Source organism: Bradyrhizobium sp. URHC0002 (assembly GCF_054059515.1).
This window is the reverse complement of record NZ_JBSSCF010000001.1, coordinates 2,474,931-2,492,735: the sequence shown is the minus strand read 5'-3', so window position 1 is coordinate 2,492,735 and position 17,805 is coordinate 2,474,931. Positions and strand designations below refer to the sequence as shown.

At 59.7% G+C, this 17,805-nt stretch carries 22 protein-coding genes and 1 pseudogene; 15 read left to right on the top strand and 8 right to left on the bottom strand.

Going from position 1 to position 17,805, the window contains the following annotated elements; genetic code table 11:
- The first annotated feature begins 167 nt into the window (after positions 1-167).
- The 4 genes from hspD (at position 168) to rpoH (ending at position 2,451) form a co-directional block, all read left to right on the top strand.
- Positions 168-623: a small heat shock protein HspD gene (gene hspD / locus ACVWVY_RS11915; RefSeq protein ID WP_456626550.1), complete on the top strand. Its 456-nt coding sequence runs from the start codon at positions 168-170 to the stop codon at positions 621-623.
- 71 nt (positions 624-694) lie between these two features.
- Positions 695-1,015 (top strand): hypothetical protein, encoded by a 321-nt coding sequence (locus ACVWVY_RS11910; RefSeq protein WP_456626549.1) that lies wholly within the window; start codon positions 695-697, stop codon positions 1,013-1,015.
- Positions 1,016-1,030: 15 nt separating this feature from the next.
- Entirely contained in the window at positions 1,031-1,540 is a 510-nt protein-coding gene (locus ACVWVY_RS11905; protein ID WP_456626548.1) for a hypothetical protein, read from the top strand.
- A gap of 20 nt (positions 1,541-1,560) precedes the next feature.
- The gene (gene rpoH / locus ACVWVY_RS11900; RefSeq protein WP_456626547.1) at positions 1,561-2,451 is read left to right on the top strand and encodes an RNA polymerase sigma factor RpoH; all 891 of its coding nucleotides are present in this window, start codon (positions 1,561-1,563) and stop codon (positions 2,449-2,451) included.
- A gap of 153 nt (positions 2,452-2,604) precedes the next feature.
- On the opposite strand, the gene ACVWVY_RS11895 is transcribed toward rpoH, so the two are convergent.
- A complete protein-coding gene (locus tag ACVWVY_RS11895) occupies positions 2,605-2,841 on the bottom strand; it encodes a hypothetical protein (protein ID WP_456626546.1) in 237 nt (78 codons plus the stop codon).
- 419 nt (positions 2,842-3,260) lie between these two features.
- Between ACVWVY_RS11895 and ACVWVY_RS11890 the strand changes: the two are divergent.
- A pseudogene (locus ACVWVY_RS11890) lies at positions 3,261-3,560 on the top strand (integrase); the annotation flags it as partial.
- 30 nt (positions 3,561-3,590) lie between these two features.
- Positions 3,591-4,355, top strand: a complete 765-nt coding sequence (locus ACVWVY_RS11885; RefSeq protein WP_456626545.1) for a tyrosine-type recombinase/integrase — start codon at positions 3,591-3,593, stop codon at positions 4,353-4,355.
- Positions 4,356-4,518: 163 nt separating this feature from the next.
- Here the strand turns inward: ACVWVY_RS11885 and ACVWVY_RS11880 are convergent, their stop codons facing one another.
- Complete coding sequence (locus ACVWVY_RS11880; RefSeq protein ID WP_456626544.1) at positions 4,519-6,624, bottom strand: DUF3363 domain-containing protein; 2,106 nt, start codon at positions 6,622-6,624, stop codon at positions 4,519-4,521.
- A gap of 213 nt (positions 6,625-6,837) precedes the next feature.
- Between ACVWVY_RS11880 and tnpA the strand changes: the two genes are divergently transcribed.
- Both tnpA and ACVWVY_RS11870 read left to right on the top strand, forming a co-directional pair.
- A complete protein-coding gene (gene tnpA, locus ACVWVY_RS11875; RefSeq protein WP_456632177.1) occupies positions 6,838-7,242 on the top strand; it encodes an IS66 family insertion sequence element accessory protein TnpA in 405 nt (134 codons plus the stop codon).
- 26 nt (positions 7,243-7,268) lie between these two features.
- A complete protein-coding gene (locus ACVWVY_RS11870) occupies positions 7,269-7,430 on the top strand; it encodes a hypothetical protein (protein ID WP_456626543.1) in 162 nt (53 codons plus the stop codon).
- Positions 7,431-7,657: 227 nt separating this feature from the next.
- On the opposite strand, the gene ACVWVY_RS11865 is transcribed toward ACVWVY_RS11870, so the two are convergent.
- On the bottom strand, positions 7,658-7,942 hold the full coding sequence (locus ACVWVY_RS11865) for a hypothetical protein (protein ID WP_456632487.1): 285 nt from the start codon (positions 7,940-7,942) through the stop codon (positions 7,658-7,660).
- 47 nt (positions 7,943-7,989) lie between these two features.
- Complete coding sequence (locus tag ACVWVY_RS11860; protein WP_456626542.1) at positions 7,990-8,358, bottom strand: VOC family protein; 369 nt, start codon at positions 8,356-8,358, stop codon at positions 7,990-7,992.
- Positions 8,359-9,074: 716 nt separating this feature from the next.
- Here ACVWVY_RS11860 and ACVWVY_RS11855 point away from each other — a divergent pair.
- Complete coding sequence (locus tag ACVWVY_RS11855; protein WP_456626541.1) at positions 9,075-9,206, top strand: hypothetical protein; 132 nt, start codon at positions 9,075-9,077, stop codon at positions 9,204-9,206.
- A gap of 585 nt (positions 9,207-9,791) precedes the next feature.
- Here ACVWVY_RS11855 and ACVWVY_RS11850 read toward each other — a convergent pair.
- Positions 9,792-10,109 (bottom strand): usg protein, encoded by a 318-nt coding sequence (locus ACVWVY_RS11850; RefSeq protein WP_456626540.1) that lies wholly within the window; start codon positions 10,107-10,109, stop codon positions 9,792-9,794.
- 266 nt (positions 10,110-10,375) lie between these two features.
- Between ACVWVY_RS11850 and ACVWVY_RS11845 the strand changes: the two genes are divergently transcribed.
- From ACVWVY_RS11845 to ACVWVY_RS11820, 6 genes are all read left to right on the top strand, one after another.
- Positions 10,376-10,693, top strand: a complete 318-nt coding sequence (locus ACVWVY_RS11845; RefSeq protein WP_456626539.1) for a co-chaperone GroES — start codon at positions 10,376-10,378, stop codon at positions 10,691-10,693.
- A 136-nt stretch (positions 10,694-10,829) separates the two neighbouring features.
- Entirely contained in the window at positions 10,830-12,485 is a 1,656-nt protein-coding gene (groL, locus tag ACVWVY_RS11840) for a chaperonin GroEL (RefSeq protein WP_456626538.1), read from the top strand.
- Positions 12,486-12,806: 321 nt separating this feature from the next.
- Positions 12,807-13,001 (top strand): hypothetical protein, encoded by a 195-nt coding sequence (locus tag ACVWVY_RS11835; protein ID WP_456626537.1) that lies wholly within the window; start codon positions 12,807-12,809, stop codon positions 12,999-13,001.
- 33 nt (positions 13,002-13,034) lie between these two features.
- Positions 13,035-13,325 carry a hypothetical protein gene (locus ACVWVY_RS11830; protein ID WP_456626536.1) on the top strand — a complete coding sequence of 97 codons (291 nt, stop codon included), beginning with the start codon at positions 13,035-13,037 and terminating at the stop codon, positions 13,323-13,325.
- A gap of 633 nt (positions 13,326-13,958) precedes the next feature.
- A complete protein-coding gene (locus ACVWVY_RS11825; RefSeq protein WP_456626535.1) occupies positions 13,959-14,201 on the top strand; it encodes a hypothetical protein in 243 nt (80 codons plus the stop codon).
- A 121-nt stretch (positions 14,202-14,322) separates the two neighbouring features.
- Positions 14,323-14,508: a hypothetical protein gene (locus tag ACVWVY_RS11820; RefSeq protein WP_456626534.1), complete on the top strand. Its 186-nt coding sequence runs from the start codon at positions 14,323-14,325 to the stop codon at positions 14,506-14,508.
- 1,041 nt (positions 14,509-15,549) lie between these two features.
- On the opposite strand, the gene ACVWVY_RS11815 is transcribed toward ACVWVY_RS11820, so the two are convergent.
- From ACVWVY_RS11815 to ACVWVY_RS11805, 3 genes are all read right to left on the bottom strand, one after another.
- Complete coding sequence (locus ACVWVY_RS11815; protein WP_456626533.1) at positions 15,550-15,762, bottom strand: hypothetical protein; 213 nt, start codon at positions 15,760-15,762, stop codon at positions 15,550-15,552.
- A gap of 320 nt (positions 15,763-16,082) precedes the next feature.
- Positions 16,083-16,463 carry a response regulator gene (locus tag ACVWVY_RS11810; RefSeq protein ID WP_456626532.1) on the bottom strand — a complete coding sequence of 127 codons (381 nt, stop codon included), beginning with the start codon at positions 16,461-16,463 and terminating at the stop codon, positions 16,083-16,085.
- A 322-nt stretch (positions 16,464-16,785) separates the two neighbouring features.
- Complete coding sequence (locus tag ACVWVY_RS11805) at positions 16,786-17,793, bottom strand: glycosyltransferase family 4 protein (protein ID WP_456626531.1); 1,008 nt, start codon at positions 17,791-17,793, stop codon at positions 16,786-16,788.
- Between the last annotated feature and the right edge of the window lie 12 nt (positions 17,794-17,805).

The following is a 17,805-nucleotide window of genomic DNA, read 5'->3' as shown; positions in this document are numbered from 1 at the left end:
GGACTTAAAAAAAATTTCAACCCCTCTTGAAACCAAAAACGACTTTGCTAATTTTTTTCTCGTCACCGAACGGTGGCGTCCGGGCGCCCCATGGGCCCGGGCAAGAGACGGGCACCGGTCGTGTCCGGTGCCGCTCGTATCCATCTTGCTCTTTGGAGGATTTGGCTATGCGCACTTACGACTTCTCCCCCCTGTGGCGCTCGACCGTTGGCTTCGACCGCCTGTTTGACCTCGCGGAAATGGCCCAGCGGGCCGGCGAGGACAATTATCCCCCCTGCAATATCGAACGGCTGGCCGAGGACCGCTATCAGATTTCGCTGGCGGTTGCCGGTTTTGCGCCCAGCGATATCACGATCACGGCCGAGCAGAACGTGGTCACGATCGAAGGCAGCAAGCCCGACAAGGCCGAGCGGGACTTCCTCTATCGCGGTATCTCGACCCGCAACTTCAAGCGTCAGTTCAACCTGGCGGACTATGTTCAGGTCAAGAGTGCCGCGTTCGACAATGGCCTGCTCAAGATCGAGTTGGTCCGGGAAATCCCGGAAGCCATGAAGCCGCGCCGGATTGCGATCAACGGCGCGTCAGCCGACAACGTCCAGAAACTGGAAGCCAAGGCAGCCTAGGAGCGGCTCTGGCCGGCGCCGCGCGACGCGTCGCGCGGCGGCCGCGCATCGTCAATGAAAAGGAGGATACCATGCGGCCGACGACCGCCGACGACAACGTTTTCGATTTCAACGCGCTGCTTCATCCCGGCACGGCTTTCGAGCATCCGAAGGATGTGGTGCATCACTCCGCCCTGACGACGGCCGAGAAGAGAGCAATTCTGGCATCCTGGGCGTCGGATGCGTCTGCAATAGCATCGTGTCCCTCAATGCGTTCGCCTGCCGGTCTCAAGAAGCCGGTATCGATCGACGAAATCCTCGAAGCCTTGTGCGAACTCGATGGCGGCCCCCGGAATCCCCCCGGCGGCAAACCCTGTCGATTGCGCTCGACCGAACGTGCCCTTGCTGCCTGAAGCCGGAGGTGGACCATGCTTGAGGTAACCCTGGAACGGCTGCTTGCGCATCGAGGGAATATCGACCGCTATCGCAGGCTGCTGGCGACGCGTCTGTCGGACCTTGAACGCTCGTTTATCGAGCGCCGACTGAGCGAAGAGGAAGCCTCGGTGAAAGGACTTCTGCGAGAGGCGTTCCCCGAGCGCCTCTCCGCGGGACTGCCGAGGGTCGAGGGACGAACGCCGCCGCTTGAAATGGCTGCCCTGCTGCACCCGGCCGACGCATTCGATCATCCCTTGGACGTTGTCGACGACTGCGATCTGACGTCGTACGAGAAGCGGGCAATCCTGTCGTCCTGGGTCGCAGGTGCTTGCGCCGTTCCAGGACCAGACCAGCCCGTCCGGGATACTGCCGTCAGCTTCGACGACATCCTTGATGCCTTGCACCTTGTGGAATCGGAACCAGAGCCTGCGGCCGATCACGGCAAGGATCGTGGCCGTCACAAGGGGCACGATGATCCGGATACGCTTTCCATTGATTTCTAAAAAGCTCTCGCGAGGTGGAAATGTATCAAACCGTCTCTCAACCATTGCCATCCGTCGGTAGCGGGCTGACGCACTATCTCGCCGAGATTCGGAAGTTTCCGATCTTGACGCATGAGGAGGAAACGAACTTCGCCAGGCGCTGGCGTCAGCACGGCGACCGCGATGCAGCCTATCGCCTTGTCACCAGCCACCTGCGTCTCGTTGCGAAGATCGCCATGCGGTACCGTGGCTACGGCCTGCCAATCGCCGATATCGTTTCCGAGGGGAATATCGGCTTGATGCAAGCCGTGCGGCGCTTCGATCCAGAGCGCGGGATTCGTCTTTCCACCTATGCGATGTGGTGGATAAAGGCGACAATCCAGGAATACGTCCTTCGGTCGTGGTCACTGGTGAAGATTTCGGCGAATTCTGCCCAAAAGAAACTGTTTTTCAAACTGAAGCGAGCCAAGAGCGCTATTTCGGCGCTCGATGAAGGTGATTTGCGACCGGATCAAGTCAAAACAATCTCTGAGCGCCTCAAAGTGCCCGAGCATGAAGTGGTGGATATGGACCGTCGCTTGCGTGGCGACATATCGCTGAATTCTCGGATCAATGAGGCGTCCGATTCGAGCGAGAGGGTTGAACTTCTTGTTGATCCCTCACTTTGCCATGACATTGCGTTTGCTGAGGACGAAGAATTGTCGCAACGGCGCGCCGCCCTGAAGGCTGCCATTCAGACTCTCAATCCTCGCGAAAAGCACATCTTTACGGAGCGCTACCTGAACGAGGCCCCTCCCAAGCTCGAAACGCTCGCGGTAAAATACGGCATCTCACGTGAGCGCATCCGCCAAATAGAACTGCGTGCATTCCAGAAAGTGCAATCTGCGATGCAGCAAGGGAGAAACCTGCCAAAGCAGCGCCTAGTTAGATGAGCCCGCGAAGTTCAAGGGGTTCTCGGCGAGAAATGATGGGAATGGTCGTAGCGGTAGGCCTAGCGGTTTTGATTGCGCTATCGATTTGGGTGATATTCTTGGAACGCGCGATCCCCTGCTCCAAAGATCGCAGGCTTAACCGCGCGCCACCTCCTATGCTATTTCCCGAACGGGGATGGCTTTCGCATGTCCTTCTGTCCGCTTGTGCTTCTCAATCGCACGATTGGCCAGCATCAGGGGGCGTCGCTCGCCCTTGAAGGCTCGATCGCGGATGTCCATCAGCAGCACTTCCGCGGAGCGGTGGGGGTCTGAAATCTCTCCAGATGCCTCAAGGAAATCCCAGGCGATTTGGAGAGACTGTTCAACGAACTCGGGCAATGAATTTGTCATACGGGGTAACGTCCGGCAGGGCCTCACGTTCCTTCTTTGAGTCCCTTGCACGAACTCGCCCGGAGCAGACCTTCCGATGCGATATCCCGGTACTCAATGTCGGCGTAGAACTTCGGCTCAACCCATGTCGCCTTGGGCTTTTTGAGTGGCTTACTCAATTTGCTCTTTGGGCTCACGACTATCCAGCGTCTGCCGGATCTTCGCGGAGGTGGTCCGATTCCAGCCCGTACCAGCTCCTTCCCTTTTCGCTTCCCGAGGTAGAGCGCAGCGACACCTGTAGAGTCTTTGATAAATCCTACCACGGGGAATTGACACTTCATCACGGTCTTGATTTTCAGCCAGGCTTCGGTTCGCTCCGACCGGTACGGCGCTTCGGCGTTCTTTGAAACGGTCCGCTCGTAGTTTAGCCTGCTGACCGCCTGACCGGACCAGGCTCAGCCCATCCGGGCCAGCGGCTGCTCGGCCTTGTCGCTGATGGCAAGGACCCGGCGGACGAACGCGCGCAGGCAGCGCTCCGGGCCGCAGACACGCTCCGTAGAATTGCCGATGAATACCTGAAGCAGGCAAAGCAGAAGCAACGGCCACGAACCTACTCGGAGATAGAGCGATACCTGTTAACCGATTGGAAGCCATTGCATTCGGTCTCCGTGTTCCACATTCGCCGTCGCCATGTCGCGGCACGGCTCACCGAGATAGCGACGGACCGGGGGCCGGTCGCAGCCGCACGCGCCCGAGCGGCGCTCTCTGCCATGTTTAACTGGGCCATCCGAGAAGGGCTCGACATTCCGGCCAACCCGGTGGTTGGCACCAATCGACAGGCCGAGCCAAAGTCGCGGGATCGGGTCCTCACCGACGTTGAGTTGGCCGAAATTTGGTCAGCATGCCGTGATGACGATTATGGGCGGATGACGAAGTTGCTATTGCTGACGGCCCAACGTCGAGATGAAGTCGGCAGCATGCGATGGTTAGAGATTGATCCCGAGAACAAGTCTTGGATCATCCCCGGCACCCGGACGAAGAACCATCGCGACCACATTCTTCCGCTGGCTGACGCCGCGCTGGCGCTGATCGAAGCCTCGCCCCACCATCGCGATTTCGTTTTCGGCGATGGCCCGCGCCGCAGGGGCGACAAGCAACGTGGGTTCTCGGGTTGGTCGAAGTCGAAGGCCGCACTGGATGAGCGCATCCTTGAGGCTCGGCAGAAGGTCACAGAGGATGCCAAGCCCCTACCCGACTGGCGGCTGCACGACCTGCGTCGCACGGCCGCCACCGTAATGGCGGATCGGTTGGGGGTGCTTCCGCATATTGTGGAGGCGATTTTAAACCACGTCAGCGGCCACCGTGCTGGCGTAGCTGGAGTCTACAATCGTGCCCGCTATGAAGCTGAGAAGCGCGAGGCGCTAAGCGTTGGAGCGAACATGTGTCCGCTCTTGTCGGATAAGCTAAGCGCGGCGGCAAGTACTGATATGCCGCGAATAGACCTTTATGAGTCCATACGCCAAAGGCGCCGCTAGAGTTGTGTAGGGAACGCACGGTCCCGCTTGCCGAGCCTCTGCCGGGCCGGCGACATCGGGTCAAGGCCGCAAGCCGCGAAGCGGGGGCGCGGCACGCGCCAGCCTTGAGGGGATGGCGCCGGTCCGGCCCCATGGTGACAAGCAGGTAGCGATGTTGGGACACTCACAGCCCCAACCCCCGTTTCCTGCCTAAACCCCATTCGATGCCACCTGCGCTGCGCATGATGCCGGTGATGTGCTGGCCGATGCGCTTGTCGAGTACGGGTTGCCAAGGCACGAGCTGGAAGCCGATGCCGTCATCGATCATGGCAAAGCGGCCGCCGGCGAGCTGGGTGGAGCCGACAAGCGTGCCGCTGACATATTCGCCGGTCTTGGCGGCGGTGAATTTGAGCCCGCGTTCGGCAGCCATGGCCTTGCCGACACGAGTCAACTCCGTACGCTCCAGATCGGCGATAAAATCCTTTGACACTCGGATACGGCCGTCCTCCAGCCGGGCGGCGTGCCCCATGTTCACGAGGCTCTGCTTGCGGCGTTCCATTGCCTCAGTGACCTCCCGGCCGAACCCGGTATTGGCAAGCATGGTACGGCTGGGCGAAGCCAATTCCCGGTCGAGCCAGGTCGCTCCGTCATGGCCGATCTGCTGCTCAAGGCCGGTGGGAGACTGAATACTGACGTGAATGTTCGCGCGGTCCCGCGCGAGGTCGTAGGCTTGTCCGCGCTCGGGGAGATCGGCAGGGACGCGCCAGCGATCCGAGTCGATCCGCTCGGCATGGCCGGCACGGCGCAGTGCCTCCAGCCGGCGGACGTGGGAGCGGACGAACGCTTCCGGATCGCCACCGATGCGCTCGATGGCGGCACGCGCCCGTTCGAGGTGCTCGGACGGGCGGTAGACGCCGTCTTGGCCTGCGAGGTCCATGATGTTGCGGTCAGCCGCGCGCGGCCCGGGAGGGGCGGAGCCGGCTACGACGATCATGCCTCGGCCGACGTCATCGGCGCGGGCGGCATCCATCTCGATGTGATGCACGCGCCCGTCTACCCCATCGATCACCAGCCGGACCCGCTCGCCCATCTCGTCGCTTCCCAACCCCTTGTCGAGCACGCGGCCGACGATGCGCTCGGTTGCATTCTCGCGGTGCAGGATGTAGCGCGCGGGATGGCGGTCCTCCGCCAACCCTTCGCGCTCCAGCGCCCGGTGCATGGTCTTGATGATGTCGCCGCGCTCGCCAAGCTCCCGCAGCACGGGCTCCACCTTTGGCGATACCATCCATTTGCCGGTCTCAATTTCGGACGCCAGCCCCATGCGCTCCAGCTTGCGCGCCCGCTCGATCAGCAGCGCGCGGTTCTGGCGGAACGTGTCGCGCATGTCCTGGTCGGGGCGCAGGTCGGTGAACTCCGTCCCCTGCCGCTCGGCGATCAGCATGCGGTCGAGCCGGGTGAAGCGATCGGCATCCACTTCCCGCTCAAGCTGCTTCGTTACCTCCAACTCGGTCTGACGGCCCAGCTCCAGCGTGACGATCTCGCTGGCGCGTTCGCGAATGCCGTAGGCGATATAGTCGCCGGCAATATTGAGGGTCCTGCCGTCCTCAGTCACGCCGCGCACGAGGATATGGGTGTGCGGGTGGCCGGTGTTGTGGTGATCGACGGCGATCCAGTCGAGCTTCGTCTCGAGGTCATTTTCCATCTGCTTCATCAGATTGCGGGTCGTCTCGCGTGGATTGGACAGCTCCGCGCCGTTCTCGGCTGAGACGATGAAGCGGAACTGATGGCGATCGTCGCGCCCCCGCTCCAGGAAAGTGCGACCATCCTCCACGTCGCGCTCGCGCGAATAGACCTGGCCCTTCTCACCAGCCTTCGTCACGCCGTCCCGTTCGAGATAGCGCAGGTGCGCGTCCACCGCCCTGGCGCTAACATATTGCCGTCCGCGGGCAGCTCCGCGCTGCGGGTTGAGCTTCACCACGCGGGCCTTCACCGCCACCCGTCGCGTCCGCGTGCGCACCCCGCTCCCGTCCCGGCTCCACGCGCTGCGGTCCTTTAGGGTCAACGCCGCCGCGGCGCCACGGCCCCGCGCATTGAAGCGTCCGCCTCCCTTTCCGGTTCTACCCGGGCGGTCAGGGTTGCCGCCCGCGCGACGGATGGCCTGATGAACCTCGCCGAGGAAGCTCGCCGGGCGTCGGCGCATCCAGCCGATCCGGCGAGCGCTCGTGCCTGCATTATTACGATCGCGGACCTTGCCGGGGCGAATGCGAAAACCGTCTTCATCGCGTGCCATGAGACGACGATCGGAAGTCAAAACGCGTCCAGCAAGAGCTAAACACGCTCATCGTAGAGGAGCGTAGAAGCACTTGCATCGGCGTAGGCGGTGCGGTCTCTCCTTCCCCGCACATTGCCGACGACGGCGCTTGGACCGTTGAAAACAAAGGAGATCGCATCCGAAGCGCCGTCGCCGCACCTCGCCGCGTCAAAACTGATCCGTTCAAAACCAATGTGCAGACAAAAACTTAGGAACGAAGTTCCGGCAGCGAGGAATCTCGCTTTATCTTGCCGTCATCCTCGCCGTCATCCTCGCCGTCGTAAGCGTCCGGTTCTTGCACGACTTTTCGAAAGTGTGTTCTCGTTCCATTTCGGGTTCTCTGCTGCAGTGGAGAATCTCCGGTGGGTCCGAAACATTCCAGAACAAGGCCAGACGCGAGTGGTGGTCGATCACATCGAGGCCTGGCAGCGCACTAGCGTTTTGCAAGCAGAATACTGCCGTCAGCATCGATTTGACGAGAAGACATTCACGCGCTGGCTCAAGCGTCTTGCTGGCGAGGAAGCTGCACGCAAGCTATGGAATATCAGACGGAATTGCGCCGCGAGAAGCGCTGTGAGGCGCAGGAGAAAGGACTGAAGAGACGCCAACGGCGGCGCTTCAGCGTGAGCACAGACGTGCGCAATCGCGGCACGCAAGCGTTCTGGGCGATGCATGTCGAGGCGATGAACTGGAGCGGAATGGGCGTTCGCGAATACGCTGCAGCTCTGCGTCTGTCGCTCTATCCGTTGCGCAAATGGCGCGACCGGCTGGACGAGCGAGGTTGAAATCGACTGGCGCGCGCATCTTCATCCCTCCGCCCGCCCGGTCGTTGGCACCAGTGCCAGCCAATCGGCCGCTGAAAGCAGCTTGACAGCGCCTTCAAATGACGAGCCGCAGGCGCCAAGCACGCCTGCCCGGCGCTTCTTCAGCGACGAACAGAAGCTCGCGATCGCAATGGAAAGCGGGCAACCGGGAGCGACGGTTTCCGGCGTTGCTCGCAAGCATGGGATCGTCACGGGGCTTCCTGTTCCGCTGGCGCGTACAGTTCGGCGTGGCGCAAAAGAAACGCGCGAAGCTTGTGCCCGTCGCTCTCGCCGATGACATGGCGGCGGCCCGCGTTCTGCGTGATCTTGTGCAACCTCCTGAGGGAATGGTGACCGTTGATCTGCCCGACGGGCGGCGTGTCTTTGCTACCGCCGGCAACGATCCCGATGTCGTGCGGGCGCGCGTTGAGAGCGGAGAGATCGCGCCATGTTGATCGTTCCCGCGGGCGTGAACGTGCGGATAATCTGAGCACGATACGCTCTCCTAGCGCCTCCTGGAATGGCAGGCCGCTTCGAGCTGCTATTGGACGGAAACCGGGAGCAAAGGCCGAGCGAAACTGAGTTCGTGGCCATCGGGGTCAATTAGGTGGAAGAAGCGCTCACCCCATTCGGCATCCTGGGGCACGGTGGCTGGCTGGCATCCCGCTGCGAGCGCACGGTCGTAAAGTACGTCAACATCGGCAACGTAGAAGATTACCCGCCCCCACCAGGACCAGCGCCGCTCGGTAGGCTGGGTGATGAGGTTGAGATAGCTCGTTCCTGCCCGAAAGCTGGTGAATGACGAATCTTCGCCGCCATGCAGGACCTCAAACCCGAGCGTGCGGTAGAATCGGACGGCTCGTGGCATTTCGTGGGTGCCGAGTGTAACCGCGCTGATCCCCTCGATCATGGACCTCCTCCGTTTCATTTCCCCGCGTCGTTGCCACAGGCCCCAGACTGGCAACTGGCGGCGGACGCTCACCGCATCGGGCGAGAGCTTCCGGTCTCGCAATTTCCGCGGGGCGCTTACCTTCCTGCCAAATATCTGCGAATTAACTCGCGTTTGAGATCCCTCAGGCGCATACTTAGACAATCACCGCTCCGCCTCCTAGGCATTACCGGTGACAGAGAGTGTTGCGCTCCCGCCTGTTCGAGGGAAGCATCATGCCCCAATCTCAACGCCTCTCGTCCATCATTCCATTCGCTGCAATTGAGCGCCCCGCCTGTCCGAAGTGCAAGGCCCAGATGATGCTCGTTAGCATCGAGCCAGCACGCGCCCGGGACGTCGACTTGCAAACGTTTGAATGCGCTGTCTGCAATCAGGTACTTACGAGCTTTGCCGCGTTTGAAGACCCCATGAAGTCCAAGGGCCTAGGACGCTGGCTTCAAGGCGATTTGCACTCACCGAAATAGGCCCGCCGGCATGAACCGGCGGATCGGACGGCGCGGGACTAGCTCGCGCCCTCGTTGTCAGATCTCCTCGGTTTCAGCCTCCGGCTGGCTGCGGTAGGCGTCTTTGAGCCACAGGCGATTAAGGGGAGCGTCCGTGCTAAACGCGCGCGAGCCGCCGGGCTTCCCCAGCGGCTCAAGCGTTGCGTAGCGATGGATTGCGACGCGCAGCGTCGCGTGGCGGAACCTTACGATGCGCCGAGGCGCGTCGCGTTGCCTGCCGTGATGTCGATAAGTCCTACGTGTCTCATCGACGACACCAACATGGTGCCGTCGCGAGGCGACTTCAAGACAGCGCTGCTGCCGTAAAACGTGCGCCATCTGTTTGTGATGCCATCTCTTTATGATCGTGCTTAAGACGGCCGCAACTGCCGTAACGAGATGTAGCAAAACCATGAAATATAATAGACGCGCGCAGCGTTTTTCGATTGCGAGCTTGCCTCGTCCGAGCCGGTCATCCTCATCAGCGCCGACCTATTCGAGGAGTGAAGAGCTTTCGCGGCCATCGAGTACGCAATTATCCTCGAACGAAGGAGAACAACCCGTTTGTCGCAGTTGCCTAGTCGACAACAGAAAAATCGAAATCTTCAAAGCTTCGGCATGTCCGGGGCATTTGCTTATAGCTTTCTCAGTGGCGCTCTCCTCGTCGTAAGAAATGCAAGCGCGATGTCGCCTGTTGGCAAACTTAACCGACATGTCGCTAGCTATTAGGGATGTCTTGAGGGGAGAGCGGACATTGCCTAAGTCGGCTTCCAATTCCGCTTATGACCGATTGTGTTCTCTAATTCCGGGTCTGGATGTCAAGTTCTCCAACGATCATCCTTGCCGGGCCCACTGTTCTCTCCGCGGTAGGGGTAAGCCCTCCGCATGATGGCGTAAGGTGACGCTGGCGGTTCAATGTTGCAATCGCGGTCGGCCTTTCGGCGCTCGCAAAAAACGGAAGACACCGTCCACGGCGCGTAGTTCGGCAGGCTTGATCAGTTTGGAGTGCGCGACGGTGACCGCAAACAGCGGGCCTTCGAGCTTTGTTTCCCAGAACGCGAGGAAATCCTTCAACGCCGGGAAATCCGGAAACATATCGTAGTCCTGCCAGACGTAAGTTTGCAGCAGCCAGCGCCGATCCGGACGGCGATAAACGATTTCCGCTGTTGTCAGTCCGTAGCCTAAGACCTGCTTCCTGAAATCCTTGGAAACCGCATCGTTCTCGACCATGCCAACCTCCAGCCCAACTGAAGAGTAATGCGTGATTCTCAATTCGCCAAAAAGGAAAACGTTCAATAGGTCATAGCAATCAACGCGCTAGCAGCATGTTACTTCACCTGCTTAGCAGTCGCCCCTCCTCCAGAAACTCAAGTCGCAGTCAAACATCGTGGGCCGAAGCCCTTGCGCCCCAGTGTCACAAGCTTATGTGAAGAGCGGCTAGCACTCGCACATTGCGACTGCCAATCCAGAAAATCACAAAAGCCAGGGAGGACCGCATGAAATTCCGTCCGCTCCACGACCGTGTCGTGGTCAAACGCATCGATGCCGAAGATAAAACCGCAGGTGGCATCATCATTCCAGACAGTGCCAAGGAAAAGCCCTCGGAGGGCGAAATCGTCGCCGTGGGCCCGGGTGGCCGCGACGAAGCTGGCAAACTGATTCCGATCGACCTCAAGGTTGGCGACCGCCTGCTGTTCGGCAAATGGTCCGGCACCGAACTCAAGATCGACGGCCATGAGCTGTTGATCATGAAGGAAAGCGACATCATGGGCGTCCTAACCGACGTTCCGGCGGCCAAGAAGAAGGCCGCCTAACCGCACCCGCTCCCTCATCCTGAGGAGCCGGCGCAGCCGGCGTCTCGAAGGATGGGCTCCAAACTCAACTCATCTCATCCTTCGAGACGCCCGCCGGGCTCCTCCGGATGAGGATCAGTTTCAAACGGAGATCATTATGTCAGCCAAAGAAGTCAAATTCGGCGTCGACGCCCGCGACAGGATGTTGCGCGGCGTTGAAATTCTCAACAACGCGGTCAAGGTGACGCTGGGCCCCAAGGGCCGCAATGTCGTGCTCGACAAGTCGTTCGGCGCTCCCCGCATCACCAAGGACGGCGTCACCGTCGCCAAGGAAATCGAACTCGACGACAAGTTCGAGAACATGGGCGCGCAGATGGTGCGCGAAGTCGCCTCCAAGTCAGCAGACGCTGCCGGCGACGGCACCACCACCGCGACCGTTCTGGCGGCTGCGATCGTCCGAGAAGGCGCCAAGTCGGTTGCCGCCGGCATGAACCCGATGGATCTGAAGCGCGGTATCGACATGGCGGTGGAAGCCGTAGTCGCCGACCTCGTCAAGAACTCCAAGAAGGTCACCTCGAACGAGGAAATCGCCCAGGTCGGCACCATCTCCGCCAACGGCGACGCCGAAATCGGCAAGTTCCTCTCCGACGCCATGAAGAAGGTCGGCAACGAGGGCGTCATCACGGTTGAAGAAGCTAAGTCGCTCGAGACCGAACTCGAGGTCGTCGAGGGCATGCAGTTCGACCGCGGCTACATCTCACCCTACTTCGTCACCAACGCCGACAAGATGCGCGTTGAAATGGAAGATGCCTACGTCCTCATCAACGAAAAGAAGCTATCTCAGTTGAATGAATTGCTTCCCTTGCTCGAAGCCGTGGTGCAGAGCGGCAAGCCGCTTGTGATTATTGCGGAAGACGTCGAAGGCGAGGCTCTCGCCACCCTCGTCGTCAACCGTCTGCGTGGCGGCCTCAAGGTTGCTGCCGTGAAGGCTCCGGGCTTCGGCGATCGCCGCAAGGCCATGCTGCAGGACATCGCCGTTCTGACCGGTGGTCAGGCGATCTCGGAAGATCTCGGCATCAAGCTCGAGAACGTCACGCTGCAGATGCTCGGTCGCGCCAAGAAGGTGATGATCGACAAGGAAAACACTACAATCGTCAGCGGCGCCGGCAAGAGGGCCGACATCGAGGCGCGCGTTCAGCAGATCAAGGCGCAGATCGAGGAAACCACCTCGGACTACGACCGTGAGAAGCTGCAGGAGCGTCTGGCCAAGCTCGCGGGCGGCGTCGCGGTGATCCGCGTCGGCGGCGCGACCGAAGTCGAAGTTAGGGAGCGCAAGGATCGCGTGGATGACGCGATGCATGCGACCCGTGCGGCGGTTGAGGAAGGCATCGTGCCGGGCGGCGGCGTCGCCCTGCTGCGCGCCTCCCAGCATCTCAAGGGACTTCGCACCAAGAACGACGACCAGAAGACCGGCGTCGAAATCGTCCGCAAGGCGTTGTCGTATCCAGCCCGCCAAATCGCGATCAACGCCGGTGAAGACGGCTCCGTCATCGTCGGCAAGATCCTCGAGAAGGATCAATATTCCTACGGCTTCGACTCGCAGACCGGCGAATACGTCAACCTGATCTCCAAGGGCATCATCGACCCGACCAAGGTGGTTCGTGTGGCGATCCAGAACGCAGCGTCCGTCGCGGCTCTGCTGATCACCACGGAAGCCATGGTGGCCGAAGTGCCGAAGAAGAACGCCGGCGGCGGCGGTGGCGGCATGCCTCCGGGCGGCGGCATGGGTGGCATGGGAGGTATGGACTTCTAACTCCAACCGTTCAGAGCACAACAATAAGAAAGGCCCGCAGCATTGCTGGGCCTTTCTGCACTAGCCACACGTCCATCTCGACGCGGCAAGATCGTACTGCTACCAAGGACTCGGAGCGCCCCCCCCCCGATTCCCTAAGGACTTTGCCGTGCGGCCCGGCCTAGATCGAAGGTCGCGCCTTCTCGCAAGGTTGGAACCCGAATTGCTCTTGTTCTGTTAGGTATATAGGCCGAGCGGCCCCAACCAGTCGAGCCAACGCTATGCCCAAGGTCCGCGTTTCAATGCCGGAATTGCACCGTCGAGCGTTGTCAGAGTCGAGCGTTGTCAGAAGTGAGAAAGCAGCCCGGCTGTCATAACGTGCAGGAAATAGCGATCAATCGCGTTGCAAAGCACGCTGAAAATAACTGGTCGCTCTGTGTGCTTACAGCGGGCGCGGCAGATGCCAATACCGCCGCGCGCGCGGCGGTTCACGTCCAAACTGTCTTGCGCCGGGAGTATGATCTGCTGACGGATTGATCTGTAGGTCCATAAAAGGAAGGCGGAGATCAAATGGACCACCGCTTCACATTCTCGATATTCACGGTTGAGATCAACGGCACGCCAATGCTTGCGCTGCAGGCTAAGAGGCACAAGGACGCGGAACGTCTTTGCGAACACGGCCGGTTACGCACAAAGTTGAGTACAATCACGTCTCATGGCACCCCGTTGTGCGATGCCAGCGCCACGATGAAGATCAGGTTGGCTACTGCTGAAGAAGCAGTTCTTTATCGGCAAGCAACGCAATCGACCGAGCCATCAAGTGACACTAACGTCGTGTATCTTGTGGATCTCGATGGATAGGCCGACTTTGGACCAAACGTTAGCAGGAAAAAGAGGGCCGAAGCCCTCTTTCAAGATTAGTACCGACGATAGCCCCGATAGTATCCGTAGCCGCGACGTACATAGCGACGGCGGAGGACGTAGGCCCCGCGCCGATACTGCGGATCGAAACCGTGATTGCGCCGATCTAAACCGGAAATGGCGGAGTGCCTGAATACCGTGTCGATTGTTCGGAATTGACTCGCTATTGGACCGTTAAAAGGCGCAGGGTGATTTATCACCGTTTCGCGCTTTCGGCTGTTGTCGGTGACTGAGAGTGTTGAACTCCCGCCCGGTGAAAGGGAGATCCCCTTGCCCAAGAATTCCCCGCCCCCGATCTGCCCGAAGTGCAGCATGCCTATGCGATTTGTCCTCGTGAAAACGGGAGGACGCAAATTCCGCTGCGTCGATTGCGATGTAACAGGCCTCCTTAAATTGCCGGAGGTCACACAGCTTCTCACGGGCGAATTAAGACATCCGGGCTAAATTGCCTCCGTTGGCTTTGGCGATGGTCGTCTGGATACAGCCAAAGTATCCGGCGTGGTGCCCGAATTGTCTCGCTATCTGGGCCCAACAAACGCAGCTTGGTTCCTGGGTCTCTCTTGGAGATCAGTCATGAGCGGCAATATTTTCAATAGCAAGGGCACCCGCGTTGGGGTGGTGGATGGCGCGACCATCTTCAACCTTAGCGGCCAAGAACTTTATCATCTCAACGGGATCAATATCTATCGACTTTCCGGCGAGCTGGTCGGCCATCTAAACGGGACGCACGGCTCCGATAAGCGGCTCGATCGTTCCTCTGACAAGCTATTGCCAGAGGCAGTTCTTAAGACCCTGCCGAACTCGGAGAAGGCGTGACAAGCCGCGACATTCCGGCCTTGCTTGCCTTTACGAGCTGGCTGATGAGGTTGAATGGCGGGCGGGTTGACGTCTGAGAGGCTGGCATTCATCCGACAGGCATAGGTCTCTGGAGGTCATCATGAATGACGCATTCTCGCTCTCGATCTCGGTGTTTATCATTGCCTTTGGAATTTGGATTGCTGCTGGCACGATCGGCGCTGGCTCGCCTTTGGCCTGGATGCTCATAGGACTACTTCCCGTCATTGTCGGTACGATCAGCCTTTATCTGGCGATTCGCGAAGTCAAAGTTGCGCAGCGGAATTGAGATTCTGAAATATCGTCAGTTAACGCACAAGCGCCAGATGACGGGACCAAGCAACGCACATGCGGGCTGGTCGCCGAACTAGAACCGCTCACGCCACATCGACGAAAATCCGCTTCAGCGGATGACGGGCGCGAGCGTTACTCCGCTTGCCTTCGTTCGGGCCCCTTGGTCGCAAAGCATCACCCTCTTTCGGATAAGCTTTTCGCCGCGTGGCCGCGCCGGTGGAGCCGCGGTCCATTCAGGGTCATTTCCCGAAGTAAGCTCGATCAACCGCGAGGTCCGCTTTCTCTCACATTGTGTTGCAAAAGTCGAAAGTTGCAGGGCTCAAGATCTTTCGCGAAAACACTAAGCAGCGAGCGATCGCTGATTCGTATGACGTAAATCGCGTTACCGAAGTCGCCTGTGAATTTTGCGTGAGGCCGTGAGGGTCCCTCGCATCTTGTACGCGAAAGTCGCGCCCACGGCCCGCAGAATTTTGGTCATCGGCGAAAATTTGACTTTTGCAACAGTATCCCTCAACGAACGAACATCATCAGCTTCATCGTTTTGGTCCGAAAAGTGCCACGGAGCCCGCCAACTGACTAGCCTTACTAGTTGCTAGTGAACGTCGCTATCTTCCGATCAGACTGCCACAGCTCTACGTCGTGCCCGTCCACTAGCTGCTTGGCTTGCTCTTTAGCGGCCTCTTCATGCTCGCAGATTAGATCGACCCAGCTTCGGATATGTCCGTCCGGCCCCATCAAATAGGCGCGGTACTCGTTCATTGGGCGAGGCAAGCCCCGGCGACGACAGCCAATCGTTCATGTGTGAAGCTGTTTCGGCTTGTCGCGCCCGGCGCAAAAGCAACTCGCGAGCTGTACTACCCGGAAGCTGCTTTTCGGCCGCTTCCTTGAACAGCCGGGCCTCCTCAGCTAGACGCTCCGCAAAGGTGGTTTGGTGTTTTGTACGTTTCCGTATCTGGCCCATGGCGCACACTCCGCAACAAACTAACCGCAAATTCTAAGCGCATTTCGCTTTCGTCAGTCTGTCCGACATTTCAAATCAGGCCTGTGGATTAGCTTCCCCCACGGCGCTGAGGAGGGCAGAAGCTCGAAGTCTGATTGGGTCTCGCACGCCACCCGCCGCCTGCTTCAGGATGCGCTGAGCCATCTCAGATTTATGGGTTTCAGATTTGGAACCATCCGGCAGAGAAGCCCAAGCTTCATCAAGGGCCTTTCTAAGGAGAACCAAGGTTTCGGGATCATAATGGGCCATCTCAGCACCTCCAGGAATCCATTCCAAGCTCCGATCCCGATGGCTGTCGGTTAAGTTCCCGACATAGCTGAAAATAAAGCTCGCTTTCCCCCAGCGAAGGGCTAGCGTCTGTGCATTATCGGCACCTTTCCAGGCCCGCCGCTAACTGAGAGTTCTCTGTGGTCCCGCCCTCGGGAGCATGACATGCCCAACTCCAGCAATTTGCTATTGGCCTCTTTCCGAGAGTGACGCCACTGCTCTTCGGCCTTACTTGAAATCCGTCCATCTGGACAATGAGCAAGTTCTGTTCGAGGCTGGCGGGTCATCTCCGACGATCGCTTTCATTGTCGAATAAGTTGGCCAATTGCGCTCGCGATATCAGCAACGACATACGGCTTGGGCAGAAAGCGGCTGCCGTCGGGCAAATCCTTTTCGGTGATTTTTGCATAGCCTGACGTTGCGATGATCTTGATCGGCGGCCAACGGTTCCTCACGAAGTGGGCCAGCCTAAGTCCATCCATCGACCCCGGCATCTGGATGTCGGTAAATATCAAGTGGACGTCGCTCCGCCGCTCAAGGATCGCAATGGCCTCATCGGCATCGCTTGCGTCGATGACATCAAAACCAGCCGCCTCGATTGCGTCGATTGCGTCCATCCGGACCAGAATTTCGTCCTCGACAACGAGCACCACAGGTCGCTTGCTGGCGCCGCTGGGCTGCATGGGCGAGACCTTCCCGTGGATAGCTGCTGCCCGATTGCGGGGCGGCGCTCGCACGCTATGTCCCGTAGCCGACATACGACGGGGCCAATCAATCCCAAACCGAATGGTTCCAAAAAAATGAAGGCTTTTGCGGCTTCGCTGCAAGCTCCATGTGGCTTTTAGCGACCATGCTGGGTGGGGCCTGTCCGTTTCAGGGTCTTCGGAAGTCAGGGCGGGCAGCTCGGCAGTCCGCTTCACCCTCAAGAACGGACGTCGCCAGTCGGGCCGTCAGGTCCGAAAAGTGCTAAACAGACGAAGCTAAGGTAATGAAGCCGCAAGGTCGTCAGCCAAGGAGCGATCGGTACAAGTCCAGATATCGATCAGCCATCCGGTCGACCGTAAAACGCTCAGACACCGCTGCTCGGCATACGGCGCGATCAAGTTCACCCACGCGGCTGATCGCATTTACGACTTCATCGACGTTGTTGACTAAGAAGCCAGTCACGCCATCGTCGATCAGCTCGGGCATCGATCCGCGGTTGCAGGCGATCACCGGTGTGCCGCAGGCAAGCGCCTCCACGACCGATAGCCCGAACGGCTCGTCGAAATTGATAAGATGGAGCAGCGCGCGCGCGGAACCCAGGGCGTTGGTGCGGGCCGCGCCGCCCACCGGGCCGCGATAGACCACGGAGCGCTCGTCCAGCGCGGGCACGACCTGCTCGTTATAATACCCCCGATCCTGGACGATACCGGCCATGATCAGCCGGCGACCCGCTCGACCTGCCGCCGCAATCGCCTCGGCCGCCCCCTTGTCCGGGTGGATGCGGCCGAAGAAGAGCAGGTCTTCGCTGCCGTGCGGGTCGAAGGGAAAGTCCTCCAGCCGAATCCCGTGGTGGATTGTCGCTGCATAGCGCAGGTCCGGATGGCGATCTGCATCGCTGATCGCGACATAATGGACGCGATCCTCGTATGCCTTGAAGGCGGGCAGGATGCGTTCCGAGGAGAATCCGTGGATCGTCGTCACCACCGGCGTCTCCACCAACCGAGAGAATGCGAGCGGCACGAAATCGGCATGGTTGTGAATGAGATCGAACTCACCCGCGCGCTCGAATACATGGGCTATGTGGAGAATCTCCCATACCTTGGCGTCGGTCGTGGGGTCCTCGGAATAGGGCGCTGGGCAGACACCGGCCAGGTTGCCGGCCGTCCGGCTATCCTTCGTGGCGAACAAGGTGACGTCGATGCCGCGCGCCACCAGCGCCTCGGTCAACAGGCTCGTCACCAACTCCCATGGACCATAATGGCGCGGCGGCGTGCGCCAGGAGATCGGAGCGAGCATGGCGATACGCATGCGATTGTCCTT